Origin of the sequence: Bacterioplanoides sp. SCSIO 12839, assembly GCF_024397975.1 — a bacterium.
Taxonomy (GTDB): Bacteria; Pseudomonadota; Gammaproteobacteria; order Pseudomonadales; family Oceanobacteraceae; genus Bacterioplanoides.
The window spans coordinates 1,020,357-1,044,697 of sequence record NZ_CP073745.1 but is presented as its reverse complement, the minus strand read 5'-3'; the positions used below and the strand labels follow the sequence as shown (position 1 = coordinate 1,044,697).

Genomic DNA, 24,341 nt, shown 5'->3' with positions numbered 1-24,341 from the left:
TATGTGGTTTAAATCCTCTTCCGATTCATCGGCCAACCCAAGCCTGGATGCTCGCAACCCACAACAAAAACGTCACTACGGCGAAGATATTGAACAACTGGCTCAACAGTGGCTGATTCAACAAGGATTACAGCCACTGGAAAGCAATTACGGCATCAAAGCCGGAGAGATTGACCTGATCATGCAGCACGATCAGGTGCTGGTGTTTATTGAAGTGCGTTACCGCGCTGATAATCAGCACGGTTCGGGAGCCGAAACCATCACCTATCAAAAACAACGCAAACTGCGCAAAACCGCCGAGCACTACCTGCAGAAAAACTTTGGCAACACCCCACCCGACTGCCGCTTTGATGTGATTTCTGCCACGGGAAAGCCAGTGGTGTTTGAATGGATACAGAACGCTTTTTAAATTGCTCTGTTAACCCTGCCTGCTCCTGATAAGAATGACTCTTAAACGCTATCCAGACGGGCGCTTTTTCATTATGATTGCCGTTCGCTTTTTCGGAGTTCCGCTGTGTTAGAACGTATCATCGGCCACTTTGGCGCCAGTATCGAAACCAAAATGTTATCGGCCGAAGAACTGCCGCCTTATATTGAGCAGGCAGGCCATGTGATGGTTCAGTCTTTGCTGACTGGCGGTAAAATCCTGACCTGTGGTAATGGCGGTTCTGCGGGTGACGCGCAACACTTTTCTTCTGAATTGCTGAACCGCTTTGAGCGTGAGCGCCCAAGCTTACCAGCCATTGCTCTGACCACAGATTCATCCACCGTTACCTCAATCGCTAACGATTATAGCTACAACGAAGTGTTCTCGAAGCAGATTCGGGCTTTAGGCAATCCGGGCGATGTATTATTGGCCGTATCGACAAGTGGTAACTCCGCCAATGTGATTCAGGCGATTCAAGCCGCTCACGAACGCGAAATGACCGTTGTGGCTCTGAGCGGTAAAGATGGTGGCGGCATGGCTTCACTGTTAACCGCAGAAGATGTGGAAATCCGCGTGCCAAGCGATGTTACCGCCCGCATTCAGGAAGTCCATTTGGTTGCGATTCACTGCCTGTGTGACTTTATTGATTGCTCCCTGTTCGGTGAGGAATGAGCTGGCGAAGAGTAAATAAGCAAGCTTTTATAGCTTACCGCAGTCTCCACAATCGGGTGACTGCGGCAACTTCCAACTGCGCCATTCGGCACTTATCGCATCAAACGTCATCAGCTTACCCACAGCAGGCTCCCCAATTCCGGCAATGAGTTTCAGTGCTTCCAGCGCCTGCATACTGCCAATCACGCCCACTAACGGCGATAACACACCGTTTTCAGAACAGGTTAGCTGCTGATCGTCGAGGTTGGGATAGAGGCAGCGATAACAAGGAGCGTTTTCCTGGCGTGGGTCAAACACCGTGACCTGCCCGTTTAAGCCGACCGCCGCACCCGATACCCAAGGCGTTTTTGTTTCCAGGCACACCTTATTTAAGAGATAACGAATGGTTGCGTTATCAGTGCAGTCAATCACTAACGTGACCGGGTTTTGGCTGAAAAAAGATCGTAGCCATTGCTCATCCGCTCGTTGCTGAATCGCCTGAACGTTCACATCCGGGTTTAAACGCAATACATCGGCTTTGGCAGATTCCACTTTTGTCATGCCCACATCCGCGGTGCCATGTGCGGTCTGACGCTGTAGATTGGATAACTCCACCACATCATCATCGACCAGTGTCAGCTGACCGGCTCCAGCGCCAACGCCGGACGCAGCAAGATACTGAATCACCGGACACCCCAAACCACCAGCACCCACCACCAGTACATGAACATCCAGCAGCGCTTGCTGTCCTTCAATATCCATTTGAGGCAGTAAAATATGGCGGCTATAACGAAGGAGTTGTTGATCATTCATCTATGAAATACTCACGGTAATGGTTCAGCGACCCAGCAGCCACCCGATATCCGTGGATTGCCGCCTAGGTCTTTGCGGTTTTCTATCTGAACAAAACCACGTTGTTTCAGCAACTCACAAACAGCGTCGGCTTGCTGGAAGCCATGTTCCAGCAACAGCCAGCCGCCTTCATTCAGGTAATCAGGTGCCTGTTCAATAATATGCTGTAAATCGGCCAGGCCCTTGTCAGCGGCAACCAATGCAGAGGAAGGCTCAAAGCGCACATCGCCTTGTTCCAGGTGTGGATCTGCTTCGTCGATATAAGGAGGGTTAGAGACGATTAAGTCAAAGTATTCATCCGCTAAAGCAGAGAACCAGTCACTCTGACGAATAACTGCATTCTTCATTTTCAGCGCTTGTTGATTGTGTTGGGCAAGCTCAACGGCTTCCGCCTGAAAATCCACACCCGTGATGTTCCAGTTCGGAAATTCAGAGGCAATTGCCAGTGCAATCGCCCCCGTTCCAGTGCCTAAGTCTACGGCTTTGGCCGTATCAGGCAGTTGTTGATTAGCGGCTAAATCCAACGCCCACTCCACCAGTGTTTCGGTATCGGCGCGGGGAATTAAGGTCGATGGTGCCACTTTAAACGGCAATGACCAGAACTCACGCTCACCGAGAATATACGCCAGCGGTTCACCGTTCAGGCGTTTCTCTAACAAGGTATTTACCTGAGAGCGCTGCTCATCCGTCAGCGCTTTATCACCCCAGGTATAGAGATAGGTACGGTTTTGCCCGAGCACATCCATCAGCAATAACTGCGCATCCAGCAACGCCGACTCACGACCATGATTGTCGTGAGCTGCGCTTTCCAGCTGTTGTTTAGCCTGTTGCAGCCACTGCTCAATGCTAACGGTCATAGCAACATCAACATTAGTTACCGGCCATCTCAGCCAGCAGGTTCGCCTGATGTTCCTGAATCAGCGGTTCAATCACCGGTGACAAATCGCCCTGAACAATTTCATCCAGCTTGTATAAGGTCAGGTTAATGCGGTGGTCGGTAACCCGGCCTTGTGGATAGTTGTAGGTACGAATGCGCTCTGAGCGGTCACCCGAGCCCACCAGACTTTTACGGGTAGCTGCCTGCTCAGCATGAGCGGCCTGCATCTGGGCATCACGCAAACGAGTTGCCAGTAATGCCATCGCTTTGGCTTTGTTCTTGTGCTGGGAACGTTCGTCCTGACACTCCACCACCACACCGGTTGGTAAGTGAGTCAGACGAATCGCAGAATCGGTTTTGTTAACGTGCTGACCACCGGCACCGGAAGCGCGAAAGGTATCAATACGCAGGTCGTTCTTGTTGATGTCGACCTCTTCTTCGCTTTCCACTTCCGGCATGATCGCCACCGTACAAGCTGAGGTATGAATACGGCCCTGACTTTCAGTTTCAGGGACACGTTGCACCCGATGAGCACCGGATTCAAACTTCAGACGCGAGTACACATCGACACCAGAAATACGGGTAATCACTTCTTTAAAGCCGCCGTGCTCACCTTCATTCGCGCTCATCAGCTCAGCACGCCAGCCCTGAGTCTCAGCAAAACGGGTATACATACGATATAAGTCACCGGCAAAAATGGCGGCTTCATCACCACCGGTACCGGCACGGATTTCGACAATGACGTTACGGCCATCATCCGGGTCTTTAGGTAACAGCAGGATTTCGATCTTGCCAGCCAGTTCCTCGATTTCCGCCTTGGCGTTAACCAGCTCTTCTTCACCCATGGCTTTCATATCCGGGTCAGAGTCCTGAGCCAGAATTTCCGCTTCTGCGAGGTTTTCCTGAGCCTGCTGATAATCCGAGAAGGTTTGTGCCACTTCTTCTAACTCAGCGTACTCTTTGGATAACTTACGGAACTTATCCTGATCACCAATCACGTCAGGATCGGATAACAGATGACCCACTTCTTCGTAGCGGTCGCGCAGTTGTTCGAGTTTAAACAGTATCGATTCTTTCATGATGTTTTTAAATTGGCGTTAAATAATGGGTTTTGAATAATCAGAGGATGGCAGTGGTCACCGCACTGCGGGTAAAGCGTTAGATAGAGAGACGCTAATGACCAGACTCGGGCTTTTCTGACGAGGAGTTCAGCTGGAACAATTCACGGGTCCAGTCGAGTGCTTCCAGGCGGCCTTCGGCACCGGCTTTACGCAAAGATTTAGTAGGCGCATGCAGCAGCTTGTTAGAAAACGTATGAGCAAACTGACGCAGCACTTTCTCGGCATCGGCGCCGTTTTGTAATTGTTTCAGCGCTTTCTCAAGTTGGTCTTCTTTCACCAGATCCACATGCGTTCGCAGATCCGTCAGTGTGTTTACCGCATCCAGCGTTTTTAACTCACGCATGTAATGCTCAACACCGGACAAGATTAGCTCTTCAGCCTGACGGGCGGCATCTTCACGGGAGCGTACGTTCTCTTCAATGATGTCACGCAGGTCATCCACGGTATAAAGGTAAACGTCTGATAACTCGGCCACCTCTTCTTCGATATCACGCGGAACAGCAATATCCACCATAAACATCGGCTTATGGCGACGCTTTTTCAGCGCTTTTTCCACCGCACCTTTACCCAGAATTGGCAACGGGCTTGCGGTAGAAGAAATAATAATATCGGCATCGGCCAGCACGGTTGGGATATCTTCTAACAACACCGCGTCAGCATGAAATTCCTGCGCCAGATTCTGTGCACGCGCCAGGGTTCGGTTCGCCAGCGTCATCTTTTTCACACCAGCCTGATGTAAATGGCGCGCCACCAGCTCAATGGTTTCACCTGCACCAATTAACAAAGCACGGCTGTGGCTTAAGTCGGCAAAGATATGTTGCGCCATCCGCACCGCGGCAAACGCAACGGAGACCGGGTTTTCACCAATGGCGGTATCGGTACGCACCCGCTTGGCAATGGAAAACGTCTGGCGGAATAAGCGACCCAGCTCAGTGCTGACAGTACCGGCTTCCTGAGCCACCGCATAAGCCGACTTCATCTGGCCCAGAATCTGAGGCTCGCCCAATACTAATGAATCCAAGCCGGACGCCACTCGCATGGTATGTTGCACGGCTTTATCTTCGCCTAAACAATAGAGGGAACCATTAAGTTCTTGTGGGTCTATATTGTGGTGCTGTGCCATCCAGTCCGCTAACACGGCTTTTTGTTGTGCCGCCTGAATATCAATATCCTGATTATCAAGAGGAGAAGAACAGTAAATTTCAGTGCGGTTACAGGTCGAAAGGATCACCACTTCAGAAACCGGGTCTAATGACTGCACCTGATTAAGCACCTCAGGCATACTGGCCGGGTCGAACGCCACGCGCTCGCGAACCGAAACCGGTGCCGTTTTGTGATTAATACCAAGTGCCCAGATACCCATACTGCTGCAGGAACCTTCTGTCTGAAGTGAAAGCGATAAAAAGCGCCGATTATAAACACCTATTTGTCGCTTTGCTGCTGAAATCTTTGACTTAACTCGTTATCTGACCCTAAATATGGGCAAAGACAGACATTACTGACGGCAATATGCCGTGATACATAAGGATTTTTCCATTGAGGCCGTTTGTGACACTACGCCTGTTACCTGTTTTCACCCGGTTGCGCCTGTTAACCGCAACACTCAGCTTGCCATTACTGATCAGTGGTTGTGCTGCTCTTCAATCAGAATCAACACCGCCTTCTGAGCCACAAACCCTGGCTGTGGCTAATCAATCGGAAGCGACAGGGCTGGAAGAGCAGTACCGTCCTATCCCGGCCGATACGCTGTATTCGCTGTTGGTTGCTGAAGTAGCGGGTCAACGTCAACGCTATGATATCTCGTTGTATCACTACATGACTCAAGCGAGAAAAACTCAGGATGCGGACATTTCGGAGCGCGCCGCCCGAATTGCTCAATACGTTGGCAGCGGCGAATTAGCCGGAGAAGCGCTGGCCATCTGGTTGCAGCAGAAACCGGATGACCCCGCGGCTCATCAGGCCGCAGCTCAGCTGGCCATGGACGCCGGTGATTATTCGCGTGCTCTGATCCATATCGAACAACTTTATATTCTGGCAGGAATCAGTCAATTTGATTACCTGGCGGCTAACGCAACACGAGTTCCTAACCCTCAAAAGCAGCAATTGCTGGATGAGTTAACCAGTCTAAATAGCCGTTACTCGGACAATGCCAACCTGTTTCAAGCCAGGGCTATTCTTGAACAGCAACTTGGGCTGTTCGATGCTGCACTGGAACATAATAAGCAAGCGTTGTCATTAGAGCCTGAATTTCTCGCCGCCAAGGTTCAGCGCGCCCGTTTACTGACACAAATGGGCCGCACTGAGGATGCCATCGACTGGCTTACAGACCTCCAGCAGGACTACCCTGATCATAAAGGTGTTGCTGTTTTACGTGCACGCCTGTTACTTCAACAACGTCGCATGAATGATGCGCTGACTGCTTTTGATCAGCTGCATCAGAACTTTCCGCGTGATATGGCCATTTTATTATCGCTCTCCTTATTGGAAGAAGAGATTGGCGACCCACAACGAGCAAAACAACATCTGCAAACATTATTAAACAGCGGCTCTCATACCAATGAAGCCAATTATTATCTGGGCAAAATCGCCGAAGAAAATAACCAGTCAGAAGAAGCCATAAGCTATTACCGCCGGGTTGAGTCCGGACGTGAATTCCTGCCGGCTCATTTACATGCCGCAGAGTTACTCACAGACACCCAGGGACTGCAGGTTGCCCGTGACTACCTGAACGACCTGCGTGGTGCGTACCCCAAACAAACCAGCCCACTGACACGAATTGAAGTCGAGATACTCAGTAATGCGGATCAAAAAGAAGAAGCCATGTTATTACTGACACAAGCACTCAGCATCAGTCCAGATGATCATGACCTTTTGTACACCAGAGCAATGCTGGCTGAGCAGCTCGATGATCTGCAACAATTGGAACAGGATCTGCGCCACCTGATCAGCCTGGACCCAAACAATGCCGAAGCTCTGAATGCCCTGGGTTATACCCTGGCCGACCGTACCGGCCGCTGGCAGGAAGCACTGCCTCTGGTCGAAAAAGCCCTGAGCTTATCCCCGGATAATCCGGCCATCATTGATAGCCTTGGTTGGATATATTTCCGCGCGGGTGATCTGGAAAAAGCCCGTCCGCTGCTAAAAAAAGCGTTTGAGATGATGACAGATCATGAAATTGCGGCGCATTACGGCGAACTATTGTGGATATCCGGTAATAAAGAAGAAGCACGTCAGGTATGGCAGCAAGGCCTGAACAGCCATCCGGAAAGTAATTTGATTCAGGAAACCCTGCAGCGTCTGAATGTGGATAACCCACCGTCTGCAGAGCAGGTAGAACAATAATGTTACGACTCCTCTGCTTGATGCTGGCGATCAGTCTCAGTGGCTGCGCTTCTTTATTTCCCCAAGGTGGACAAGAGACGCTACAGCAGCAACTGTCTGGCATTGAACACTGGAAAGTGCGGGGCAAGCTATCCGTCGTTACGCCGCAGGACAGCGTTACCGGATATCTCACTTGGGACCAACAAGAAACCGACTACCGTTTATTCATCACCGGTCCGTTTGGCCAGGGGTCATCACAACTAAGCGGCTCAGCTAAACATGCGGAACTGTTATTACCCGGTTGGGATCAACCACAAACCGCTGACAGCCCAGAGCAGTTGATGATGCTGTATATGGGCTGGAAATTTCCGGTAAGTGATATTCGCCATTGGGTTAAAGGACAACCGGCACCCGGCAATGATGCAAGGGTACAGTTTAATGAAGCCGGATTATTAAACGAACTGCAACAACATGGCTGGCAGGTAAAATATTCCCGTTACAGCCGCCAACAAGGCTTCTGGTTGCCCGGTCTGATCAAAGTCTCTGGCCATAACTTTCGTTTTGTTTTTTCTATTAAAGAGTGGACCATTAATGGTTAACGATTCTGTGTCAGAGTGGCTGACAGTCCCTGCCCCCGCCAAACTGAATCTGATGTTACATATCACTAGCCAACGCGAAGACGGTTATCACAACCTGCAAACCCTGTTTCAGTTTATTGATATCTGCGATGAACTGGATTTCAGAGTACGTCAGGATAATCAGCTGACGCTTGATCCTGCCATTGACGGTGTGGCGTTTGAAGACAATCTGATTATCAAAGCCGCCCGAGCACTGCAGGCCAGAAGTAATCGCTCCTTAGGAGCCGACATTCGCCTCAATAAAACATTACCGATGGGTGGCGGCTTGGGCGGAGGCAGTTCTGATGCCGCAACCACATTGCTGGCACTCAATCATTTATGGCAATTGCAGTTATCGTTTGATGAACTTGCCGAAATTGGTTTAACACTCGGTGCCGATGTGCCGGTGTTTGTCCGTGGTCAAGCGGCCTTTGCTGAGGGTGTTGGTGAAATACTCACTCCAACACCGGAACTGGACGAACCCTGGTATCTGGTAGTAGCTCCGCAAGTCCATGTTAATACAGGGAAAATTTTTTCAAATAAATGTTTGACACGTGATACTGACCCCATTAGTATACGCACCGCGCTGAGGCGAGAGGGAAACAACGACTGCCAAGCAGTTGTTTCAACGCTTTACCCTGAAGTTGGTAAAGCATTGAATTTGCTAAATAATTTCTCTCCTGCTAAGCTGACGGGCACTGGAGCTTGCATATTTTCAAGCTTCGGTTCTGAGGCAGAAGCTATCAGAGTTTCTGACCAGTTACCGGCTGAATATGTGTCGTTTGTAGCAAAAGGGGTTAACACCTCACCTGCTCACAAGATATTATTCAGACCGTCTTAAAAGTTGGGGTGTCGCCAAGTGGTAAGGCAACGGGTTTTGATCCCGTCATCCGCAGGTTCGAGTCCTGCCACCCCAGCCATCTTATTCTACTCTTATCTGTTACTGATTAACTGCATAAATCAAAGGGGACGAATGTGTCTAAGTTGATGGTGTTTACTGGCAATGCCAATCCTGAACTGGCCAAGCTGGTCGTTGAGCGTCTTGACATCCCTCTCGGTGAAGCCACCGTTGGCAAGTTCAGTGACGGAGAGATCACCGTAGAACTGCATGAAAATGTTCGCGGTAAAGACGTCTTTATTCTGCAGCCAACCTGCTCTCCAACCAATGACAACCTGATGGAAGTGTTATTGCTGGCTGACGGCCTGCGTCGCGCTTCCGCCAGCCGTATCACAGCGGTTGTGCCTTATTTTGGCTATGCTCGCCAGGATCGTCGTCCTCGCTCAGCCCGTGTACCCATTTCTGCACGCGCTGTCGCTGATATGATGTCAGGCGCTGGCATTGACCGCGTATTAACGGTTGATTTGCACGCTGACCAGATTCAGGGCTTCTTTGATATCCCGGTAGACAATGTCTATGGCTCTCCAATTCTGATCGATGATATCGAACGTCAGAACTATGAGAACCTAGTCGTTGTATCTCCGGACATCGGTGGTGTGGTTCGTGCACGTGCCGTTGCTAAACAACTGGGTGCAGACCTGGCGATCATTGATAAGCGCCGACCAAAAGCGAACGTTTCTGAAGTCATGCACATCATTGGTGAAGTTCAGGATCGTACCTGTATTCTGGTTGATGACATGGTCGATACCGCAGGCACGTTGTGCCAGGCGGCCAAAGCCTTAAAAGAGTTCGGTGCAAATAAGGTTGTCGCTTATTGTACCCATCCTGTATTATCCGGCCCCGCTGTTGAGCGCCTGTCGTCGGCTGAACTGGATGAGCTGGTTGTTACCGACACCATCCCGCTGACAGAAGCAGCAAAAAGCACAGGTTGTATTCGTCAATTAACCATTGCTGGTCTGCTGGCTGAATCGATTCGTCGTGTAAATAACGAAGAATCCATTAGCGCTATGTTCCGTTAAAACAACGGACTAAAGAAAATTTTTTATACCGCTTGAACTGGTCGCAAGTTCAGGCGGTTTTCCGTACTGAAAAGTACATTTTTATAACCTTATCAAAGGAAAACATCATGTCAGAATTTAATCTGAATGCAGTAGTTCGCGAAGATTCAGGGAAAGGTGCGAGCCGCCGCCTGCGTCGCGAAAACGGCGTACCTGCCATCGTATATGGCGGTAAAGCTGGCGGTAACGACCGTAAGCCAACCGCAATCACTCTGGCGGCTAATGAGCTGAACAAAGCACTGGAAAGCGAAGCTTTCTACAGCTCTATTATTACCCTGACTATCGGCGACAAAGCTGAGCAGGTAATCCTGAAAGATCTGCAACGTCACCCAGCTAAGCAGCTGATCTGGCACGCTGACTTCCAGCGCGTAAGCAAGAGCACCAAGATCAAAGCACACGTTCCACTGCACTTCCTGAACGAAGAGAGCTGTGTTGGTGTTAAACTGGGCGGTGGTAAAATTTCTCACCAGCTGACCAGCCTGGACATCATCTGTGCTGCAGGCGACCTGCCAGAGTTCATCGAAATCGATCTGGCTGATGCCGAAGCAGGCACCGTTATTCACCTGTCTGATCTGAAACTGCCTAAAGGCGTTGAGTCTCTGGCTCTGTCTCACGGCCCAGAGCATGACACTTCTGTTGTTACCGTTGCAGCTCCAAAAGGCGGTGCGGCTGACGAAGAAGAAGGCGAAGAAGCAGCTGAATAATTTCAGAGCTGCAGACCTTGTCTGAAAAAAGCGGAGCTGGTCTCCGCTTTTTTATTGCCTGAAAACTACCGAATGGAATAATGCTGAACAAATTGAGTGGAATAACATGATGAGTGATATTCAGTTAATTGTTGGCCTGGGCAATCCCGGCAGCGAATACGAAAACACCCGCCATAATGCTGGTGCCTGGCTGGTTGAACGCCTGGCCGAGACGTATCGTATTCCTCTATCCGCCGATAAAAAGTTTTTTGGCAAGTCTGGCAAAGGCACTATCGATGGCAAAACCGTTTGGTTATTACTGCCCACCACCTTTATGAACGCCAGCGGTAAATCCGTTCAGGCACTGGCTAATTTTTATAAATTATCACCAGAGCAGATTTTAGTAGCTCACGATGAGCTGGATATGCCAACCGGCGTTGCCAAATTTAAGCAAGGCGGCGGCCATGGTGGGCAAAACGGATTGCGCGATATCATCGCTAAGCTAGGCAATAACAAAAACTTCCATCGTTTGCGTATTGGCATTGACCACCCGGGTGATAAAAACAAAGTCACCGGCCACGTGCTGGGTAAAGCCAGTAAAAGTGAACAGCAGTCTATCGATAATGCAATCGATGAAGCGATTCGCGTTATTCCTTATGCTCTGGCAGGCGATATCGCCAAAGCGATGAATCGACTTCATTCGTATAAAGGGTAAAATACCCAGCAATTTTCATCCGAATTTAAACATTTTATTAGCAGGAACCTGATATGGGCTTCAAATGCGGCATCGTTGGTCTTCCCAACGTCGGTAAATCCACTCTGTTTAACGCGTTAACCAAGTCCGGCATTGGCGCAGAAAACTTCCCTTTCTGCACCATTGAGCCAAACAGCGGTATCGTACCTATGCCAGATCCTCGCCTGGATACATTGGCTTCCATCGTTGATCCGGAAAAAGTCATTCCAACGACCATGGAATTTGTTGATATCGCGGGCCTGGTAAAAGGCGCTTCCAAAGGTGAAGGCCTGGGCAACCAGTTTCTGGCCAACATTCGTGAAACCGATGCCATTGCTCACGTCGTACGCTGCTTCGAAGACCCGAATGTGATCCACGTTGAAAACACCATCAACCCGGCGGATGACATTGACGTAATCAACCTGGAGCTGATCCTGGCGGACCTCGACAGTGCACAAAAGCAGCTGCAACGTGTTACCCGTACCGCGAAAAGCGGTAACAAAGACGCTGTTGCCGACAAAGCCTTACTGGAACGCATCGTCGAGCATTTAGAAGCTGATCAACCCGTGCGTACGATGGAACTGAACGACGACGAACAGAACCGTATTCGCATGTTCCACATGATCACCATCAAACCAACCATGTACATTGCCAACGTCGCAGAAGATGGTTTCGAAAATAATCCTCACCTGGATGTGGTTCGTGGCATTGCCGAAAACGAAAATGCCGTGGTTGTACCCGTGTGCAACAAGATTGAACAGGAAATCTCCGAACTGGAAGATGCTGAAGACGTTGAAATGTTCCTCGAAGAAATGGGACAAAGTGAGCCGGGTCTGAACCGCGTTATTCGTGGTGGTTATGAACTACTGGGTCTGCAAACCTACTTCACGGCAGGCAAAAAAGAAGTACGTGCCTGGACCGTAAAACAAGGAGCCACCGCACCGCAGGCGGCTGGTGTCATTCATACCGACTTCGAGCGCGGCTTTATTCGTGCAGAAACCATGTCGTATGACGACTTCATCGAACATAACGGCGAATCAGGCTGTAAAGCGGCAGGCAAACTGCGCGTAGAAGGTAAAGAGTACATCGTAAAAGACGGCGATGTGATGCACTTCTTATTTAACGTTTAAGCCAGCCCTTTCTGTTTTGATGGCAATACCGCCAACCCGGCGGTATTGCCCATCCACCTCCTCTCCTTTCTTGCTGAAATTGCTTTGTTGCAGATTTAAAACAATCTGATCCAGGCGGAATGATTGTTCACTCCCTGATTTTGTCGCAGAATGAACATTCAGTCACAATCACTCATACAGCAGTCATGATCGAAAAGCGCGAACAAATCCTCGATGCCACAGCCAATCTGATTGCGGAGTGTGGTCTTGAAGCAAGCCCAATGTCTAAAGTGGCAAAAAGCGCTTGTTGTGGTGCCGGTACTATCTACCGCTATTTTGAGACAAAGGATGAGTTGGTTCAGGAGCTTTATTTACAGATCGTTCAAAAAATGACGGCAGAATGCCTGAATAATTATGACGATAGTGCCTGTATCAAGATTCGTTTTTATACTTTCTGGGGTAATTTTTACCGTTATATGCAAGCGAACCCCAGGGACTGTGCACTCATGGAGCAACTGTCGTCATCTCCGGCCATTTGTGGAAACTTTAAAGACCGGGCGACACAAACTCTGCATGATGAACTGGATCGGTTAATGAACGATGGTAAACAGCAGCACTTATTCAAAGATTTACCCAACGAAGTACTGACCATGTTCACTTACGGCAGTGTTCTGACGATTGCCAAAACTCAAAACACCATGCCGGAAAAATTAGGTGATAAGTTGAACACCGAAGATTTATTAAACCTGTGCTGGGATGCCGTTAAGGCCTGATTCAGGAAAACAAACCATAATAGCATTCACACTAGCAGCACCCTTAAAACAACGCCTGTAAAAGCGATGCCCACAATGACTGCGTCATAACGACTAAATCATTACAACGCAACGACGGTATTGTACGACAAACACTGAATGAACATTCACTCTCAACCCGTAAAAGGAGAGAATCGATGAATAACGCGACCACAAGCAGCGAAGCACAAACAAAGACACCCGTGATGCAAACGGCCAGCAAACCACAATTAAACACAGGCTACTATGACCTGCTGGCACAGATTGCACTCACACATAAACGCCGCAATTCACGTCAGGCCTGAAACCAGCCTGACGTGGCGTTGGTTATGCAAAGGGCTAAATGAAAGCGTTGATCGACGCTGAGCCAGCTTTACTAATGAATTGTGGCGCCATCACCTAGGTCACCCTCAGCAAAGGCCGCCGGTAACACGGACAAACGATTAACCATCAACACCGAGTGCATGGGTGCAATCAGCTGCTGTTCGTCGCGGAGTTCTTCCAGCAAAATGCAGGTCGCATCAATGGAATCCAAATCAACAATGATCGCCATAGGGGTCCCCGCTGACGTATTCAGCGACACCAGATCACCAATCTCAAGCTCTTCACGCTCAGTAATCACATCGTCAGCCAACCACTCATCCAGCGGCTTCGGTGTCTGAAAGCGCCTCAAAGCCACGAGTTGCACAATGCCCTGCACGACATCATCAGTCAGATCCAGTTCAACGTCAGACTCAGAACTCAGATCGATCACGCGATCAACCAGATCAAGAAACAACTCACTGTCTTCATCGGACCAGCGAAGATCACGCGAAGCAAGTTCAACAGTATTGGATGGGAAGCTGACATCGGTTGGAAACTCGGTTTCCTCTCCGTTATCGGAGGTCGGCATCAACAAACTGACAACATGAATTCCTTGTTGTTCGGCTCGGCTGATTCGCCAAAATAAAGGTTGCATCTCTGCATTCATCTGAATCACTCCTCTGAGCTTAGGCTCTGTCTGATAACATCAATCAGTGGGTGGAACCGATTACCTCCTTTCCTTTTCCTCTGGCGTTTTTATCGAAGCAGGCTGTTTTTACCAGCCCATAAGATCTGTATATCAGCCCTAACTGATGGAAACAAGCCCGCTGATACCTCAAAGTCATTTGTGGCGAAAAGCACAAATGGTAAGATCCGACAAAGTTTACTAATGCAAAGGAATAAAAACAGGAAGCCTTATGACACCTTTCGCTAAGATAACAACCACACTTGGGATCGCTTTGCTGGCTGGCTGTTCAGGAAAAGTCGCCAATTATGAAAACATCAGTCTTAATGCCAAGCGCGATGCTGCGATTGCGGATGAATCGGCTGCACGCACGATTCAACATGCGCAATCGAAACTGGAACTTGGCCACACAGAAAAGCTGAAGTTTTATGCCCCCAGGCATCTTGAACTGGCCACGGAACAGCTGATCGAAGCTCAGGAAATGCATACCAGTGGCGACCCGGATGGTAAGGTGAAAACGGTTGCGATGACCTCCATTAAGACGCTTGAGGCAGGCCTGGAAACCAAACAAAATATTCTGAAGCTACTGAAGCCCACACTGGATCATCGTAATGTATTGCTAGACATTCGTGCCGATGAGTTTTTCCCAACCGATTTTGCCGGTCTGGAACAATCCCTGCGCGAACTGATTGATCTGATGGAAGACAACCAGACGGTTGAAGTCACCAAAAAACAAAAGCTGCTGTTAGCAAGAATGCACCAGGTTGAAGTCAACACCATTGAATATATTCAGCTTCAGCCAGTCAAAGATCACTTGCAACGCGTCGATAATAAAGGTGGATCAGATGTCGCTCCGATCAGCTGGGAAACCGCTCAAAAAGCTCTGAAACAAGCGCAAGCACTGATCGATAAAACACCTCGTGCTAAAGGTGCCATCGCCAAAGCAACAGTAGCAGCCACACGCGCAGCTCAGCACGCCGAGGTTATTACCGACCTGAGTAATGAAATTCTGAATGCCAGCTCAGATGAAGCTGAAGGTATCGCGTTAAGAATGGAACGCTGGCTCTATCGCATCAGCGTGGCACTCAAGCATGACGACATTCGTCATCAGCCTTTAGCCGATCAGGCGGCTGAATACGCTGGCGCCGTGGAAGCCGTGATGCGCAAACAATAACATTGAGCGGGGAGCATCACTCCAGCTGCTCCCTTTTCTTTCGCACTCCAAGCAGTCAACCATCACCACTCACGACTGGTCAAAAAGTAGCATTCCCTCGACCATAGGCCGTATAATACGGCGCTTTTTTCAGCACCATTCAATATTGTAAGACAGCTGAAAGCAGCACGACCGACATTAGCAAATCATGAGCACACGAATGACAGAAAAAGCAAAAAAGCTGTTTATCAAAACCCACGGTTGCCAGATGAATGAATACGACTCTGCGCGTATGGCCGATATGCTGGGTGAAAGCCACAAAATGGAACTGACGGATAACCCGGAAGAAGCCGATGTGATTCTGTTAAACACCTGCTCAATTCGTGAAAAGGCCCAGGAAAAAGTATTCCATGAATTAGGTCGCTGGCGCCCGCTGAAAAACGCCAAACCCGATCTGAAGATTGGCGTGGGTGGCTGCGTTGCCTCTCAGGAAGGTGACGCCATCATGAAGCGTGCACCCTTTGTCGATATGGTGTTTGGCCCACAAACCCTGCACCGTGTGCCTGAGATGGTCGATAAGGCCAGCAATGCAATCAAAATTGTTGATGTCACCTTCCCGGAAATTGAGAAATTTGATCATCTGCCACAACCAAAAGTGGAAGGCTGCTCTGCGTTTGTATCCATCATGGAAGGCTGCTCAAAATATTGCACCTTCTGCGTTGTTCCTTATACCCGTGGCGAAGAAGTCAGCCGCCCGCTGGCCGATGTACTGGTTGAAGTGCAATCTCTGGCCGACCAAGGCGTACGTGAAGTGAACCTGTTGGGTCAGAATGTCAATGCCTACCGTGGTGATACCGCAGACGGTGATATTGCCGACCTGGCTGAACTGATCACTCAGGTAGCGGATATTGACGGCATCGACCGCATTCGTTTCACCACCTCGCACCCACTGGAATTCAGCGACAGTCTGATTGATGTGTACGCCGAAGTCCCCGAGCTGGTCAGCCATATCCACCTACCGGTACAAAGTGGCTCAAACCGCATTCTGGCTGCCATGAAACGCGGCCATGAAATTGATATCTACATCGACAAAATCCAGCGTTTACGTGCTCTGCGCCCGGATATTTCGATTTCTTCGGACTTTATTGTTGGCTTCCCAGGCGAAACACTGGAAGACTTCGAAGACACCATGAAACTGATTGAACAGATTGGTTTCGATACCTCATTCAGTTTTGTCTACAGCGCCCGCCCAGGAACCCCAGCTTCAGACCTGGAAGATGACACACCAGAATCGCTGAAAAAAGAACGCCTGCGTATTCTGCAAGCGCGCATTGTTCAGCATGCCCAACAAATCAGCCGTCGTATGGTCGGCAAAGAAGAAACCATTCTGGTTACCGGTGTATCGAAAAAAGACCCGGGCGAGCTGCAGGGTCGTACTGAAAATAACCGGGTAGTGAATTTCCGTCATCACGATCACGACTTGATTGGTAAGTTTGTGAAAGTCAGCATCGAAGATGCTTACCCGAATAGCTTGCGTGGCATTGTGATTAACCCGGAGCTGGCATATTAATGGCGACCGAAACTCACGACCCAGCCAATGACAACGTCGAAGCAACTAAAAATGTGCACAGCACCCGGTTTACTCTGGAGCCAGATGACGCACAGCGATTAGCCAATTTGTGTGGCAATCTGGACAGCCATATTCGTCAAATTGCCGATCACTTCCAGCTGACTATCTACAATCGTGGTGCTCAGTTTAAACTGGAAGGCAGCCCCAAAGCCTCCAAACGTGCGGCGCACTTAATTCAGCGTCTGTATAAAGAGACTCACAACGGCACTGATATCACACCAGATTTGATCCATTTATTCCTGCAGGAAGACGCCGCTGAAGCGGCCTACGCTCAGGTAAAAAAAGGACAGCAATCTGGTGTGATTAAAACGCCACAAGCCTTGATCAAACCACGCGGTCCTCACCAGCTGGAATATCTGGAACGAGTTCGCCAGTACGACATCAACTTTGGTATCGGCCCGGCCGGTACCGGTAAAACCTTCCTGGCGGTTGCTGCCGCGGTTGAGTCATTAATGCGTGACGAAGTGAAGCGTATCCTGCTGGTACGCCCAGCGGTAGAAGCCGGTGAAAAACTGGGCTTTTTACCCGGTGATCTGGCCCAGAAGATTGACCCATATTTGCGCCCGCTTTACGACGCCCTGTATGAAATGCTCGGCTTTGAGCAGGTCAGTAAACTGATGGAACGCAACGTGATTGAAGTGGCTCCTCTGGCCTATATGCGTGGCCGTACTCTGAGCCATTCGTTTGTGATTCTGGATGAAAGCCAAAACACCACCAAAGAACAGATGAAGATGTTTCTGACGCGGGTGGGCTTTGGCTCCAAAGCGGTGATCACTGGTGACGTGACTCAGGTGGATTTGCCGCGCGGCGTTTATTCTGGCTTAAAGCACGGCCTAAGCGTGCTTGATGGCGTCGATGGCATTGGCGTGACCCGATTTAACAATCAGGACGTGGTGCGTCACCCATTGGTTCAGAAAATTGTCGATGCTTACGACAAGCATGACGAACTGGAAAAGCAGGAAGAACGTGAACGTCGTCAACAACGCAGAAACGAGCAGGCCGATGACTGATTCCAGCACGCCTGAGAGCGAAATGGATCTGTTTTTGGATGTACAGATTGCTGATGAAGTGATCGATCATCCTGCCCTGCCGGATGAAGCATCCCTGACTCAATGGGCTAACGCAGCACTGTTGGGCCGCTGCCGCTTTGACGAACCGGAACTGACCATTCGCCTGGTCGACAACCCGGAAAGCCAGCAGCTCAATCATGAATATCGCGGTAAAAACAAACCGACCAATGTGTTGTCGTTTCCGTTTGAAGCGCCACCAGAAGTCCCGATTCCTCTGCTAGGCGACCTGATCATTGCTGTCCCGGTGGTTGAACAAGAAGCGTCCGAGCAAGGCAAAACCAGCCAGGCCCATTGGGCACACATGGTGGTTCATGGCTGCTTGCATTTATTAGGTTACGACCATATAAAGGATGACGAAGCTGAAATTATGGAAAATCTGGAGCGTCAGATTCTCGCTGAGTTGGAATTCGACGACCCATATTCTGAGGACCACTGAGTCTCTAACACCGAGTCATATACATCTATGAGCGAAGACCGACCGAGTAGCCAGCAGAAAAGCTGGCTTGAAAAACTCACCGATTTATTCTCTGACGACCCTCAAAGCCGTCAGGACATTAAAGATATTGTTCGTGAAGCCGCCCAACGCAGCATCGTCGACAATGAAACATTAGCGATTCTGGAAGGCGCCCTGCAGGTTTCTGAAATGCAGGTACGTGACATTATGATTCCACGCTCGCAGATGATATCGATCAATCTGAACGACTCCCTGAAAGACTACCTGCCACAGATTATTGACTCCGCTCACTCGCGCTTCCCGGTCATGGGAGACGACCAGGACGAAGTTCTGGGAATTTTGCTTGCTAAAGACCTGCTGCCATTAATCCTTAACGAAAACCGTGAAGAATTCCGTCTGAAAGAAGTCTTACGCCCGACCACGTTTGTGCCAGAAAGCAAACGTCTGAACGTTTTACTGCAGGAATTTCGCGCCACACGGAATCACATGGCAATTGTTGTTGATGAATTTGGTGGTGTTGCCGGTTTAGTCACCATTGAAGACGTGCTGGAACAAATTGTTGGTGAAATCGAAGACGAACACGACTTCGATGAAGACGACAGCATGATTAAAGAAGTCGAAGAAGGGATCACCATGGTCAAAGCCCTGACTTCCATCGACGACTTTAACGAACACTTCAACACACGTTTTGGTGATCAGGATTTCGATACCATCGGCGGTATTGTCGTGCACCACTTTGGCCGTGTGCCAGAGTGTGATGAGAATATTTTGATCGATCAATGGAACTTTAAAGTTGTGAATGGCACCAGCCGCCAGATCAACCTGCTGGAAGTGACACCCGTTCCGGAATCCTGAGCGGGCTACTGAATCGTCAACTCGACGAAATAATAAACGAAGGCTGTGCTACATAGCCTTCAGACTCTCATCTTCTAACTCAGGGTTGCGGTGATTATGTCGCAGTTACTCACCAGCTTTTCCGCTACACAACTTTCTTCAGGCCACAGTCAGCACCGATGGTTGCTGCCGTTGATTTTGTTCAGTGCAGGGGCGCTTTTTCCTGCAGCACTGGCTCCTTTGTTATGGTGGCCTGTTGGCCTGATCAGCCTCATCGTATTTGTTTATGTCATCTGGAATAGCACAACAGTTAAACAAGCATTCGCACGTACCTGGTGGTTCAGCTTTGGTAAGTTTTCAACCGGCGTTTCCTGGATCTATGTCAGTATGCATGACCATGGCGGCACCCCGGCTCCCTTAGCCGTATTATTGATCGGGTTGTTTGCCGGATTCCTGGCAACCTTCCCGGCCTTCTGGTTTGCCTTGCGACAGAAATATTTTGCCCACCATCTGGCCTGGCTCAGCATTCCGGTATTCTGGTTTTTACATGAATGGTTCCGTAGCTGGTTTATGACCGGTTTCCCCTGGTTATTCGCAGGCGATGCGCATCTGTTCAGCTGGCTGTCGGGTTGGGCACCGGTCATCGGCAGCTATGGCATCTCAGTATTATTACTGCTGAGTATCACAGCGCTATATCAAAGCTGGCAGACACGCCAGCCTGTTTATTGTTTCATGCTCCTGTTGTGGCCTGTTGGGCTGTTATTACAGAACGTTGAATGGACGGAAAAATCCGGTGAATTAAAGGTAGCCGCCGTACAGGGGAATGTTGCACAAGACAAAAAATGGCTACGAGAAATGGTCAACCCAACAATCAATAGCTATTACAATCAAACCCGACAGCACTGGGATGCCGACCTGGTGCTGTGGCCTGAAACCGCTGTCACCATCTTCCTGGACCAGTTTCAGCCATATCTGGATTCATTCTCACGAGAAGCACAACAGCACAAGACAACCTTGATTACCGGTATTCCCTATCGTCACCCTCAAGGCACACCATTGGCCGGAGAATTTCACAACAGTCTTATTGCGCGTGGTTATGGTGATGGCATTTACCACAAACAACAACTGGTTCCCTTTGGTGAGTTTGTACCACTACAGGAAATGATTCGTGGCCTGATTCCATTTTTTGATCTGGAAATGTCGAGTTTCCTGCACGGCCAGTCAGACCAGTCATTATTAAAAGTGGGTAAATATTCAGGCAACGAAGAGCAACTCTTTTTAATCGCGCCTTATATTTGTTATGAAATTGCCTACCCACAGTTGGTCAGAGAAATGGCAAAACAAGCTGATATGCTGGTTACGGTCAGCAATGATGCCTGGTTTGGCGACTCTTTAGGTCCTAAACAACATATGGCATTAGCGCAGATGCGTTCGTTGGAAACCCAACGATATTTGTTGCGTTCAACCAATACCGGCATCACGGCCTTGGTGAATCACAAAGGTGAAATTATCAATAAACTGCCGGTTAACCAGAAAGCAACACTAACCGGTGTGGCTGAGATGCGTCAGGGCCAAACCCCTTATATGCGTTTTGGCCTGTGGCCACTGTTTGTTTTCAGCGGATTGGTTTTACTAGCGGTACGCGCTCTGGCGGTGCGTCAGGACCAGCCAGAACCTGCTGCCAACTTCTGATATTGCGATCATTCTTTAACGGCGAACTGGATAATCTCGGGTTCGCCGAAATGCTGCGCAGATGCTCGTATAACGGTTGTGTCAGCTGCTCAATATAGGCCAGATATTCAGCGATCAGAACATCAATGTTCTCTTCCATCTTACGCGCTTTCATCAACATCCCCACCTGAAATGACAGATGTTTTTTCACTGTGATCAACTCAAACAGTTTTTCTGTGAGCAGTAAACGGATACGTCGGGAACTGTTCGCCGAAGCCTGCAGAACTTGATTGCCAGTAGCAGCCATCAAAGTATCAATATAAGCAACATCCATTTTTGCCAGCGTTTTCAGATCTTCTCCCTGCTCCAGAGCCTGGTACATATCCTGAATCATGGTTAACAGACGGTTGTCATTCTCAATCGTGGTCTCACCGGATCTGGCGGCAGCCAAACGCTTCTCCAGCGCCAGTTTAATCGCTGTTGGAATAGCCCGATTAAATAACTCAAGGCCGGATAATAAGAAATCCCCACCTAATTCCAGCTCCGGAATCCGGTACAAATTATCCATAAAGTCCAGCCCCATATCACGATTCATATCACACACGCGGATACCAGACCCCTGGACACTGTGGACAGCATTCATACGGCCAAGCGTTCTCAAAGCCATTCTCAATGAAGTGCGATCGACCGATAAGAGTTCTGCCAGCTGCCTTTCAGGTGGGAGCTTGTCGCCAGGTTTCAGTTCGCCCGTAAAAATCAGAGCAATAAACAGATCAGCAATCTGATCCGGCAGGGTTTTTGCCATTGTCGTTATTCTTTTTTATGCTTTTTGGTGAGTACAGGAAGTCTCGCCAAATTCCCCCCTTAAAGCAAGCAGCTGTTACAATTAGGTTATTCACTGCTTGCAACTAATAACTGTCGAAACCAATAACTCTCAATCGATGCGATATGGCTAAATTATTATTTCGTTTAAACGGTGTTTCAGAGGAAGAAGCCGACCAGATTCGTGAACTTCTGGAACAGCATGATGTGGATTTTTATGAAACTCACGCAGGCCGCTGGGGTATTTCGTTAGCGGCCATCTGGTTAAGAAATAACGAAGAATTTGACGAGGTTCGCAAGCTTATTCTGGAGAGTCAGCAACAGCGGCAGATTACATTACGCGCAGAATTTGAAGAAAAACTGCGCAACGGTGATATTCAGCCCTGGCCACAACGATTACTACAAAGACCTACCGACTTTATCGCGGTTGCCTTAGGTATCGGATTTATTATTGCCCTGATGCTATGGCCATTTCTGACGATGTTTGAATAATCAGCGCGATAAACCAAAAGGCTCAACTCAGACGCTGTATAATGGCATCGAGGATTGGTTGATTGGCGGCCGGAAACTGAAAATCAGCCAACTGATGGGCTTTCACCCAACGTACTTCCTGCCCCTCTGCGCCGTGGGCTAACAAGGCATCGTTCACACCCACTTCAACCCAGTACACATCCAGAAAAACTTTTTTATCCGGATATTCAAACGGAATCTGCATCAGCTCCGTCATATTACTTTCTGCGGTTGATAACGCAACTTCTTCATCGAGTTCCCGTACCAACGCTGCGGTAACCGTTTCACCAAATTCTACTTTGCCACCCGGAAACTCCCACAAGCCACCCTGATGTTTATCATCTGGGCGTTTGGCAATTAATACTTCGGCTTCATTAACAACAGCCACCGCGACTGCAACATGGACTTCTTTCATAATCCGATTATTCAATTACAGAGCATTAAAACACAGTTATTTTTAGCCGCCGGATCGGACAGCACATCCATGTGCTGACGATCCTACCGAAACATCCTGTTTCTGCTTTTAAAAATAACTCTGTTTCAATACTTAGTTAACTTCGATCCGACACTATTACTATCGGCATGTATCTAAATAAAGGTAATCAGCGGGTAAATTGGGATACTTTTCTGAAACAGCAACAGGATGTTGCGTGCCCATCACCAGAGCTATGGATGGCGATTGTGATGGGTGTGGAAGAAAAGCTATCCCGATTTACCCGGAAATATCATTAATTAAGAACGATAATCCGCATTAATAGAGACATATTCATGTGACAAATCCGTTGTCCACAAAGTTTCCTGAATATCGCCACGTCCTAACTGAATACGGATCGCAAATTCACTTTGTGCAAAAACAGCCGCGCCCGCTTCTTCTGTGTAAGAAGCACAACGGCCACCATTTTCAACAATTTGTACATCATCCAGATAAATCTGTACTTTTTCGAGGTCAAAGTTTTCAACGCCACTACGACCAACCGCCGCCAGAATACGGCCCCAATTTGCATCTGAAGCAAACAGCGCGGTTTTTACCAGTGGAGAATGTGCAACGGTATAGGCTACATCCAATGCTTCTTTCTGGCTCGCCGCGGATGACACATCCACGGTGACAAATTTCGTTGCCCCTTCACCATCTCGAACAATCGCCTGCGCCAGTTTTTGGAACGCATCTTTTAATACAACAAATAACTGCTTCCCGGCTTCGCTACCAGCATCAGTAATTTCAAGCTCGGATTGGCCCGTCGCGATTAATAAACAGGAGTCGTTCGTGGAGGTATCGCCGTCAATCGTAATGCGGTTAAACGAAGCGTCTGCTAACTGTTTACACCAGCTCTGCAAAACTGACTTTTCAACCGCAGCATCAGTAGCAATAAAGCCCAGCATGGTCGCCATATTCGGCATAATCATACCCGCACCTTTAGAGATACCCGTCACGGTTGTATTAATACCTTCAATCTCAGCCTGGGTGCTGAAACCTTTAGGCAGCGTATCAGTCGTCATAATACCGGACGCAGCACGCGCCCAGTTATCCTGATTTAAATCTGCAAATGCAGCCGGTACACCACGTTCGAGAGCCGTCATATCCAGCGGCTCACCAATCACACCCGTTGAGAACGGTAAAACTTCGGCTGCATCACAACCTGTGGTTTCGGAGACCAGCTCACAGCTGCTCACTGCATTCTGATAACCTTCCGGACCGGTACCGGCATTGGCATTGCCGGTATTAATTAATAAATAACGCGGCTCGGTTAATTCAAGATGCTTTTTACAAATTGTGACGGGAGCTGCACAAAAAGCATTCTGAGTAAAAACACCTGCGGTACGACTGCCTTCCGCTAATTCAAACAACACCATATCGTCACGGTTTGGGTAACGAACACCTGCCTGAGTGATGCCCATTTTAATGCCATCAACGGCACAGAAATCTTTAAATACTTCGAAATTAACAGCCATTTTTATCTCTTCTTTTCGATGCGTTTTTTCGTTAACGCAAAGAATAGCGGTATTGATGTTTTTCGCAGCAGCAACATGGATGTTGCGTTAGCTCAGCAGCGACAGGGATGTCGCTTCTGAG

At 48.9% G+C, this 24,341-nt stretch carries 26 protein-coding genes and 1 tRNA gene; 19 read left to right on the top strand and 8 right to left on the bottom strand.

Going from position 1 to position 24,341, the window contains the following annotated elements; translation table 11 throughout:
• Position 1 precedes the first annotated feature (1 nt).
• On the top strand, positions 2-409 hold the full coding sequence (locus tag KFF03_RS04850) for a YraN family protein (protein WP_255859289.1): 408 nt from the start codon (positions 2-4) through the stop codon (positions 407-409).
• A 105-nt stretch (positions 410-514) separates the two neighbouring features.
• The gene (locus KFF03_RS04845; RefSeq protein WP_255859287.1) at positions 515-1,099 is read left to right on the top strand and encodes a phosphoheptose isomerase; all 585 of its coding nucleotides are present in this window, start codon (positions 515-517) and stop codon (positions 1,097-1,099) included.
• Between the two features lie 27 nt (positions 1,100-1,126).
• Here KFF03_RS04845 and KFF03_RS04840 read toward each other — a convergent pair whose 3' ends face one another.
• The 4 genes from KFF03_RS04840 to hemA all read right to left on the bottom strand — a co-directional run bounded on the left by KFF03_RS04840 (position 1,127) and on the right by hemA (position 5,291).
• Positions 1,127-1,891: a molybdopterin-synthase adenylyltransferase MoeB gene (locus KFF03_RS04840; RefSeq protein WP_255859285.1), complete on the bottom strand. Its 765-nt coding sequence runs from the start codon at positions 1,889-1,891 to the stop codon at positions 1,127-1,129.
• An 11-nt stretch (positions 1,892-1,902) separates the two neighbouring features.
• On the bottom strand, positions 1,903-2,787 hold the full coding sequence (gene prmC, locus KFF03_RS04835) for a peptide chain release factor N(5)-glutamine methyltransferase (RefSeq protein ID WP_255859283.1): 885 nt from the start codon (positions 2,785-2,787) through the stop codon (positions 1,903-1,905).
• Positions 2,788-2,800: 13 nt separating this feature from the next.
• The gene (gene prfA, locus KFF03_RS04830) at positions 2,801-3,886 is read right to left on the bottom strand and encodes a peptide chain release factor 1 (RefSeq protein WP_255859281.1); all 1,086 of its coding nucleotides are present in this window, start codon (positions 3,884-3,886) and stop codon (positions 2,801-2,803) included.
• Between the two features lie 94 nt (positions 3,887-3,980).
• Positions 3,981-5,291, bottom strand: a complete 1,311-nt coding sequence (gene hemA, locus KFF03_RS04825) for a glutamyl-tRNA reductase (protein WP_255859279.1) — start codon at positions 5,289-5,291, stop codon at positions 3,981-3,983.
• 185 nt (positions 5,292-5,476) lie between these two features.
• Here hemA and KFF03_RS04820 point away from each other — a divergent pair, with 185 nt between their 5' ends.
• The 10 genes from KFF03_RS04820 to KFF03_RS04775 all read left to right on the top strand — a co-directional run bounded on the left by KFF03_RS04820 (position 5,477) and on the right by KFF03_RS04775 (position 13,443).
• Entirely contained in the window at positions 5,477-7,270 is a 1,794-nt protein-coding gene (locus tag KFF03_RS04820; RefSeq protein ID WP_255859277.1) for a tetratricopeptide repeat protein, read from the top strand.
• Positions 7,270-7,848: a lipoprotein insertase outer membrane protein LolB gene (gene lolB / locus KFF03_RS04815; RefSeq protein ID WP_255859275.1), complete on the top strand. Its 579-nt coding sequence runs from the start codon at positions 7,270-7,272 to the stop codon at positions 7,846-7,848. Before KFF03_RS04820 ends, lolB begins: the two co-directional genes overlap by 1 nt.
• A complete protein-coding gene (ispE, locus tag KFF03_RS04810; protein ID WP_255859273.1) occupies positions 7,841-8,707 on the top strand; it encodes a 4-(cytidine 5'-diphospho)-2-C-methyl-D-erythritol kinase in 867 nt (288 codons plus the stop codon). The genes lolB and ispE overlap by 8 nt, the downstream gene beginning before the upstream one ends.
• 4 nt (positions 8,708-8,711) lie before the next feature.
• Positions 8,712-8,786, top strand: a tRNA-Gln gene (locus KFF03_RS04805).
• 55 nt (positions 8,787-8,841) lie between these two features.
• Complete coding sequence (locus tag KFF03_RS04800) at positions 8,842-9,783, top strand: ribose-phosphate pyrophosphokinase (protein WP_255859271.1); 942 nt, start codon at positions 8,842-8,844, stop codon at positions 9,781-9,783.
• Positions 9,784-9,890: 107 nt separating this feature from the next.
• Complete coding sequence (locus tag KFF03_RS04795; protein WP_255859269.1) at positions 9,891-10,526, top strand: 50S ribosomal protein L25/general stress protein Ctc; 636 nt, start codon at positions 9,891-9,893, stop codon at positions 10,524-10,526.
• A gap of 109 nt (positions 10,527-10,635) precedes the next feature.
• Entirely contained in the window at positions 10,636-11,220 is a 585-nt protein-coding gene (gene pth, locus KFF03_RS04790; RefSeq protein WP_370647473.1) for an aminoacyl-tRNA hydrolase, read from the top strand.
• A gap of 53 nt (positions 11,221-11,273) precedes the next feature.
• Positions 11,274-12,368 carry a redox-regulated ATPase YchF gene (gene ychF / locus KFF03_RS04785; protein WP_255859265.1) on the top strand — a complete coding sequence of 365 codons (1,095 nt, stop codon included), beginning with the start codon at positions 11,274-11,276 and terminating at the stop codon, positions 12,366-12,368.
• Between the two features lie 119 nt (positions 12,369-12,487).
• A complete protein-coding gene (locus KFF03_RS04780) occupies positions 12,488-13,120 on the top strand; it encodes a TetR/AcrR family transcriptional regulator (RefSeq protein WP_255859263.1) in 633 nt (210 codons plus the stop codon).
• A 176-nt stretch (positions 13,121-13,296) separates the two neighbouring features.
• Positions 13,297-13,443 carry a hypothetical protein gene (locus tag KFF03_RS04775; protein ID WP_255859261.1) on the top strand — a complete coding sequence of 49 codons (147 nt, stop codon included), beginning with the start codon at positions 13,297-13,299 and terminating at the stop codon, positions 13,441-13,443.
• Positions 13,444-13,514: 71 nt separating this feature from the next.
• On the opposite strand, the gene KFF03_RS04770 is transcribed toward KFF03_RS04775, so the two are convergent.
• Positions 13,515-14,096, bottom strand: coding sequence for a hypothetical protein (locus KFF03_RS04770; RefSeq protein ID WP_255859259.1), 582 nt, complete (start codon positions 14,094-14,096; stop codon positions 13,515-13,517).
• A gap of 262 nt (positions 14,097-14,358) precedes the next feature.
• On the opposite strand from KFF03_RS04770, the gene KFF03_RS04765 reads away from it, so the two are divergent.
• The 6 genes from KFF03_RS04765 (at position 14,359) to lnt (ending at position 20,959) form a co-directional block, all read left to right on the top strand.
• Positions 14,359-15,300: a hypothetical protein gene (locus tag KFF03_RS04765; RefSeq protein WP_255859257.1), complete on the top strand. Its 942-nt coding sequence runs from the start codon at positions 14,359-14,361 to the stop codon at positions 15,298-15,300.
• 199 nt (positions 15,301-15,499) lie between these two features.
• On the top strand, positions 15,500-16,849 hold the full coding sequence (miaB, locus tag KFF03_RS04760; protein WP_255859255.1) for a tRNA (N6-isopentenyl adenosine(37)-C2)-methylthiotransferase MiaB: 1,350 nt from the start codon (positions 15,500-15,502) through the stop codon (positions 16,847-16,849).
• Complete coding sequence (locus KFF03_RS04755) at positions 16,849-17,919, top strand: PhoH family protein (RefSeq protein ID WP_255859253.1); 1,071 nt, start codon at positions 16,849-16,851, stop codon at positions 17,917-17,919. The genes miaB and KFF03_RS04755 overlap by 1 nt, the downstream gene beginning before the upstream one ends.
• Before the next feature lie 22 nt (positions 17,920-17,941).
• On the top strand, positions 17,942-18,415 hold the full coding sequence (gene ybeY / locus KFF03_RS04750; RefSeq protein ID WP_255860840.1) for an rRNA maturation RNase YbeY: 474 nt from the start codon (positions 17,942-17,944) through the stop codon (positions 18,413-18,415).
• Positions 18,416-18,442: 27 nt separating this feature from the next.
• A complete protein-coding gene (locus tag KFF03_RS04745) occupies positions 18,443-19,288 on the top strand; it encodes an HlyC/CorC family transporter (protein ID WP_255859251.1) in 846 nt (281 codons plus the stop codon).
• 96 nt (positions 19,289-19,384) lie between these two features.
• Positions 19,385-20,959 carry an apolipoprotein N-acyltransferase gene (gene lnt, locus KFF03_RS04740; protein ID WP_255859249.1) on the top strand — a complete coding sequence of 525 codons (1,575 nt, stop codon included), beginning with the start codon at positions 19,385-19,387 and terminating at the stop codon, positions 20,957-20,959.
• Here the strand turns inward: lnt and KFF03_RS04735 are convergent.
• The gene (locus tag KFF03_RS04735; RefSeq protein WP_255859247.1) at positions 20,883-21,743 is read right to left on the bottom strand and encodes a FadR/GntR family transcriptional regulator; all 861 of its coding nucleotides are present in this window, start codon (positions 21,741-21,743) and stop codon (positions 20,883-20,885) included. The two genes, lnt and KFF03_RS04735, sit on opposite strands and share 77 nt — an antisense overlap.
• 143 nt (positions 21,744-21,886) lie before the next feature.
• Here KFF03_RS04735 and KFF03_RS04730 point away from each other — a divergent pair, with 143 nt between their 5' ends.
• Positions 21,887-22,252: a DUF6164 family protein gene (locus tag KFF03_RS04730; protein WP_255859245.1), complete on the top strand. Its 366-nt coding sequence runs from the start codon at positions 21,887-21,889 to the stop codon at positions 22,250-22,252.
• Between the two features lie 22 nt (positions 22,253-22,274).
• Here the strand turns inward: KFF03_RS04730 and mutT are convergent, their stop codons facing one another.
• Positions 22,275-22,685 carry an 8-oxo-dGTP diphosphatase MutT gene (gene mutT, locus KFF03_RS04725; RefSeq protein ID WP_255859243.1) on the bottom strand — a complete coding sequence of 137 codons (411 nt, stop codon included), beginning with the start codon at positions 22,683-22,685 and terminating at the stop codon, positions 22,275-22,277.
• A gap of 317 nt (positions 22,686-23,002) precedes the next feature.
• Positions 23,003-24,220, bottom strand: a complete 1,218-nt coding sequence (argJ, locus tag KFF03_RS04720) for a bifunctional glutamate N-acetyltransferase/amino-acid acetyltransferase ArgJ (protein WP_255859241.1) — start codon at positions 24,218-24,220, stop codon at positions 23,003-23,005.
• Positions 24,221-24,341 lie beyond the last annotated feature (121 nt).

Coding starts and splice junctions, on each gene's coding strand:
- KFF03_RS04795 (WP_255859269.1), top strand. CDS start 9,891: ATGTCAGAATTTAATCTGAATGCAGTAGTTCGCGAAGATTCAGGGAAA.
- pth (WP_370647473.1), top strand. CDS start 10,636: ATGAGTGATATTCAGTTAATTGTTGGCCTGGGCAATCCCGGCAGCGAA.
- KFF03_RS04745 (WP_255859251.1), top strand. CDS start 18,443: ATGAGCGAAGACCGACCGAGTAGCCAGCAGAAAAGCTGGCTTGAAAAA.
- KFF03_RS04850 (WP_255859289.1), top strand. CDS start 2: ATGTGGTTTAAATCCTCTTCCGATTCATCGGCCAACCCAAGCCTGGAT.
- ispE (WP_255859273.1), top strand. CDS start 7,841: ATGGTTAACGATTCTGTGTCAGAGTGGCTGACAGTCCCTGCCCCCGCC.
- KFF03_RS04775 (WP_255859261.1), top strand. CDS start 13,297: ATGAATAACGCGACCACAAGCAGCGAAGCACAAACAAAGACACCCGTG.
- KFF03_RS04840 (WP_255859285.1), bottom strand. CDS start 1,891: ATGAATGATCAACAACTCCTTCGTTATAGCCGCCATATTTTACTGCCT.
- KFF03_RS04780 (WP_255859263.1), top strand. CDS start 12,488: ATGATTGTTCACTCCCTGATTTTGTCGCAGAATGAACATTCAGTCACA.
- lolB (WP_255859275.1), top strand. CDS start 7,270: ATGTTACGACTCCTCTGCTTGATGCTGGCGATCAGTCTCAGTGGCTGC.
- lnt (WP_255859249.1), top strand. CDS start 19,385: ATGTCGCAGTTACTCACCAGCTTTTCCGCTACACAACTTTCTTCAGGC.
- prfA (WP_255859281.1), bottom strand. CDS start 3,886: ATGAAAGAATCGATACTGTTTAAACTCGAACAACTGCGCGACCGCTAC.
- KFF03_RS04755 (WP_255859253.1), top strand. CDS start 16,849: ATGGCGACCGAAACTCACGACCCAGCCAATGACAACGTCGAAGCAACT.
- miaB (WP_255859255.1), top strand. CDS start 15,500: ATGACAGAAAAAGCAAAAAAGCTGTTTATCAAAACCCACGGTTGCCAG.
- hemA (WP_255859279.1), bottom strand. CDS start 5,291: ATGGGTATCTGGGCACTTGGTATTAATCACAAAACGGCACCGGTTTCG.
- KFF03_RS04765 (WP_255859257.1), top strand. CDS start 14,359: ATGACACCTTTCGCTAAGATAACAACCACACTTGGGATCGCTTTGCTG.
- ybeY (WP_255860840.1), top strand. CDS start 17,942: ATGGATCTGTTTTTGGATGTACAGATTGCTGATGAAGTGATCGATCAT.
- prmC (WP_255859283.1), bottom strand. CDS start 2,787: ATGACCGTTAGCATTGAGCAGTGGCTGCAACAGGCTAAACAACAGCTG.
- KFF03_RS04735 (WP_255859247.1), bottom strand. CDS start 21,743: ATGGCAAAAACCCTGCCGGATCAGATTGCTGATCTGTTTATTGCTCTG.
- KFF03_RS04770 (WP_255859259.1), bottom strand. CDS start 14,096: ATGCAACCTTTATTTTGGCGAATCAGCCGAGCCGAACAACAAGGAATT.
- ychF (WP_255859265.1), top strand. CDS start 11,274: ATGGGCTTCAAATGCGGCATCGTTGGTCTTCCCAACGTCGGTAAATCC.
- argJ (WP_255859241.1), bottom strand. CDS start 24,220: ATGGCTGTTAATTTCGAAGTATTTAAAGATTTCTGTGCCGTTGATGGC.
- KFF03_RS04730 (WP_255859245.1), top strand. CDS start 21,887: ATGGCTAAATTATTATTTCGTTTAAACGGTGTTTCAGAGGAAGAAGCC.
- mutT (WP_255859243.1), bottom strand. CDS start 22,685: ATGAAAGAAGTCCATGTTGCAGTCGCGGTGGCTGTTGTTAATGAAGCC.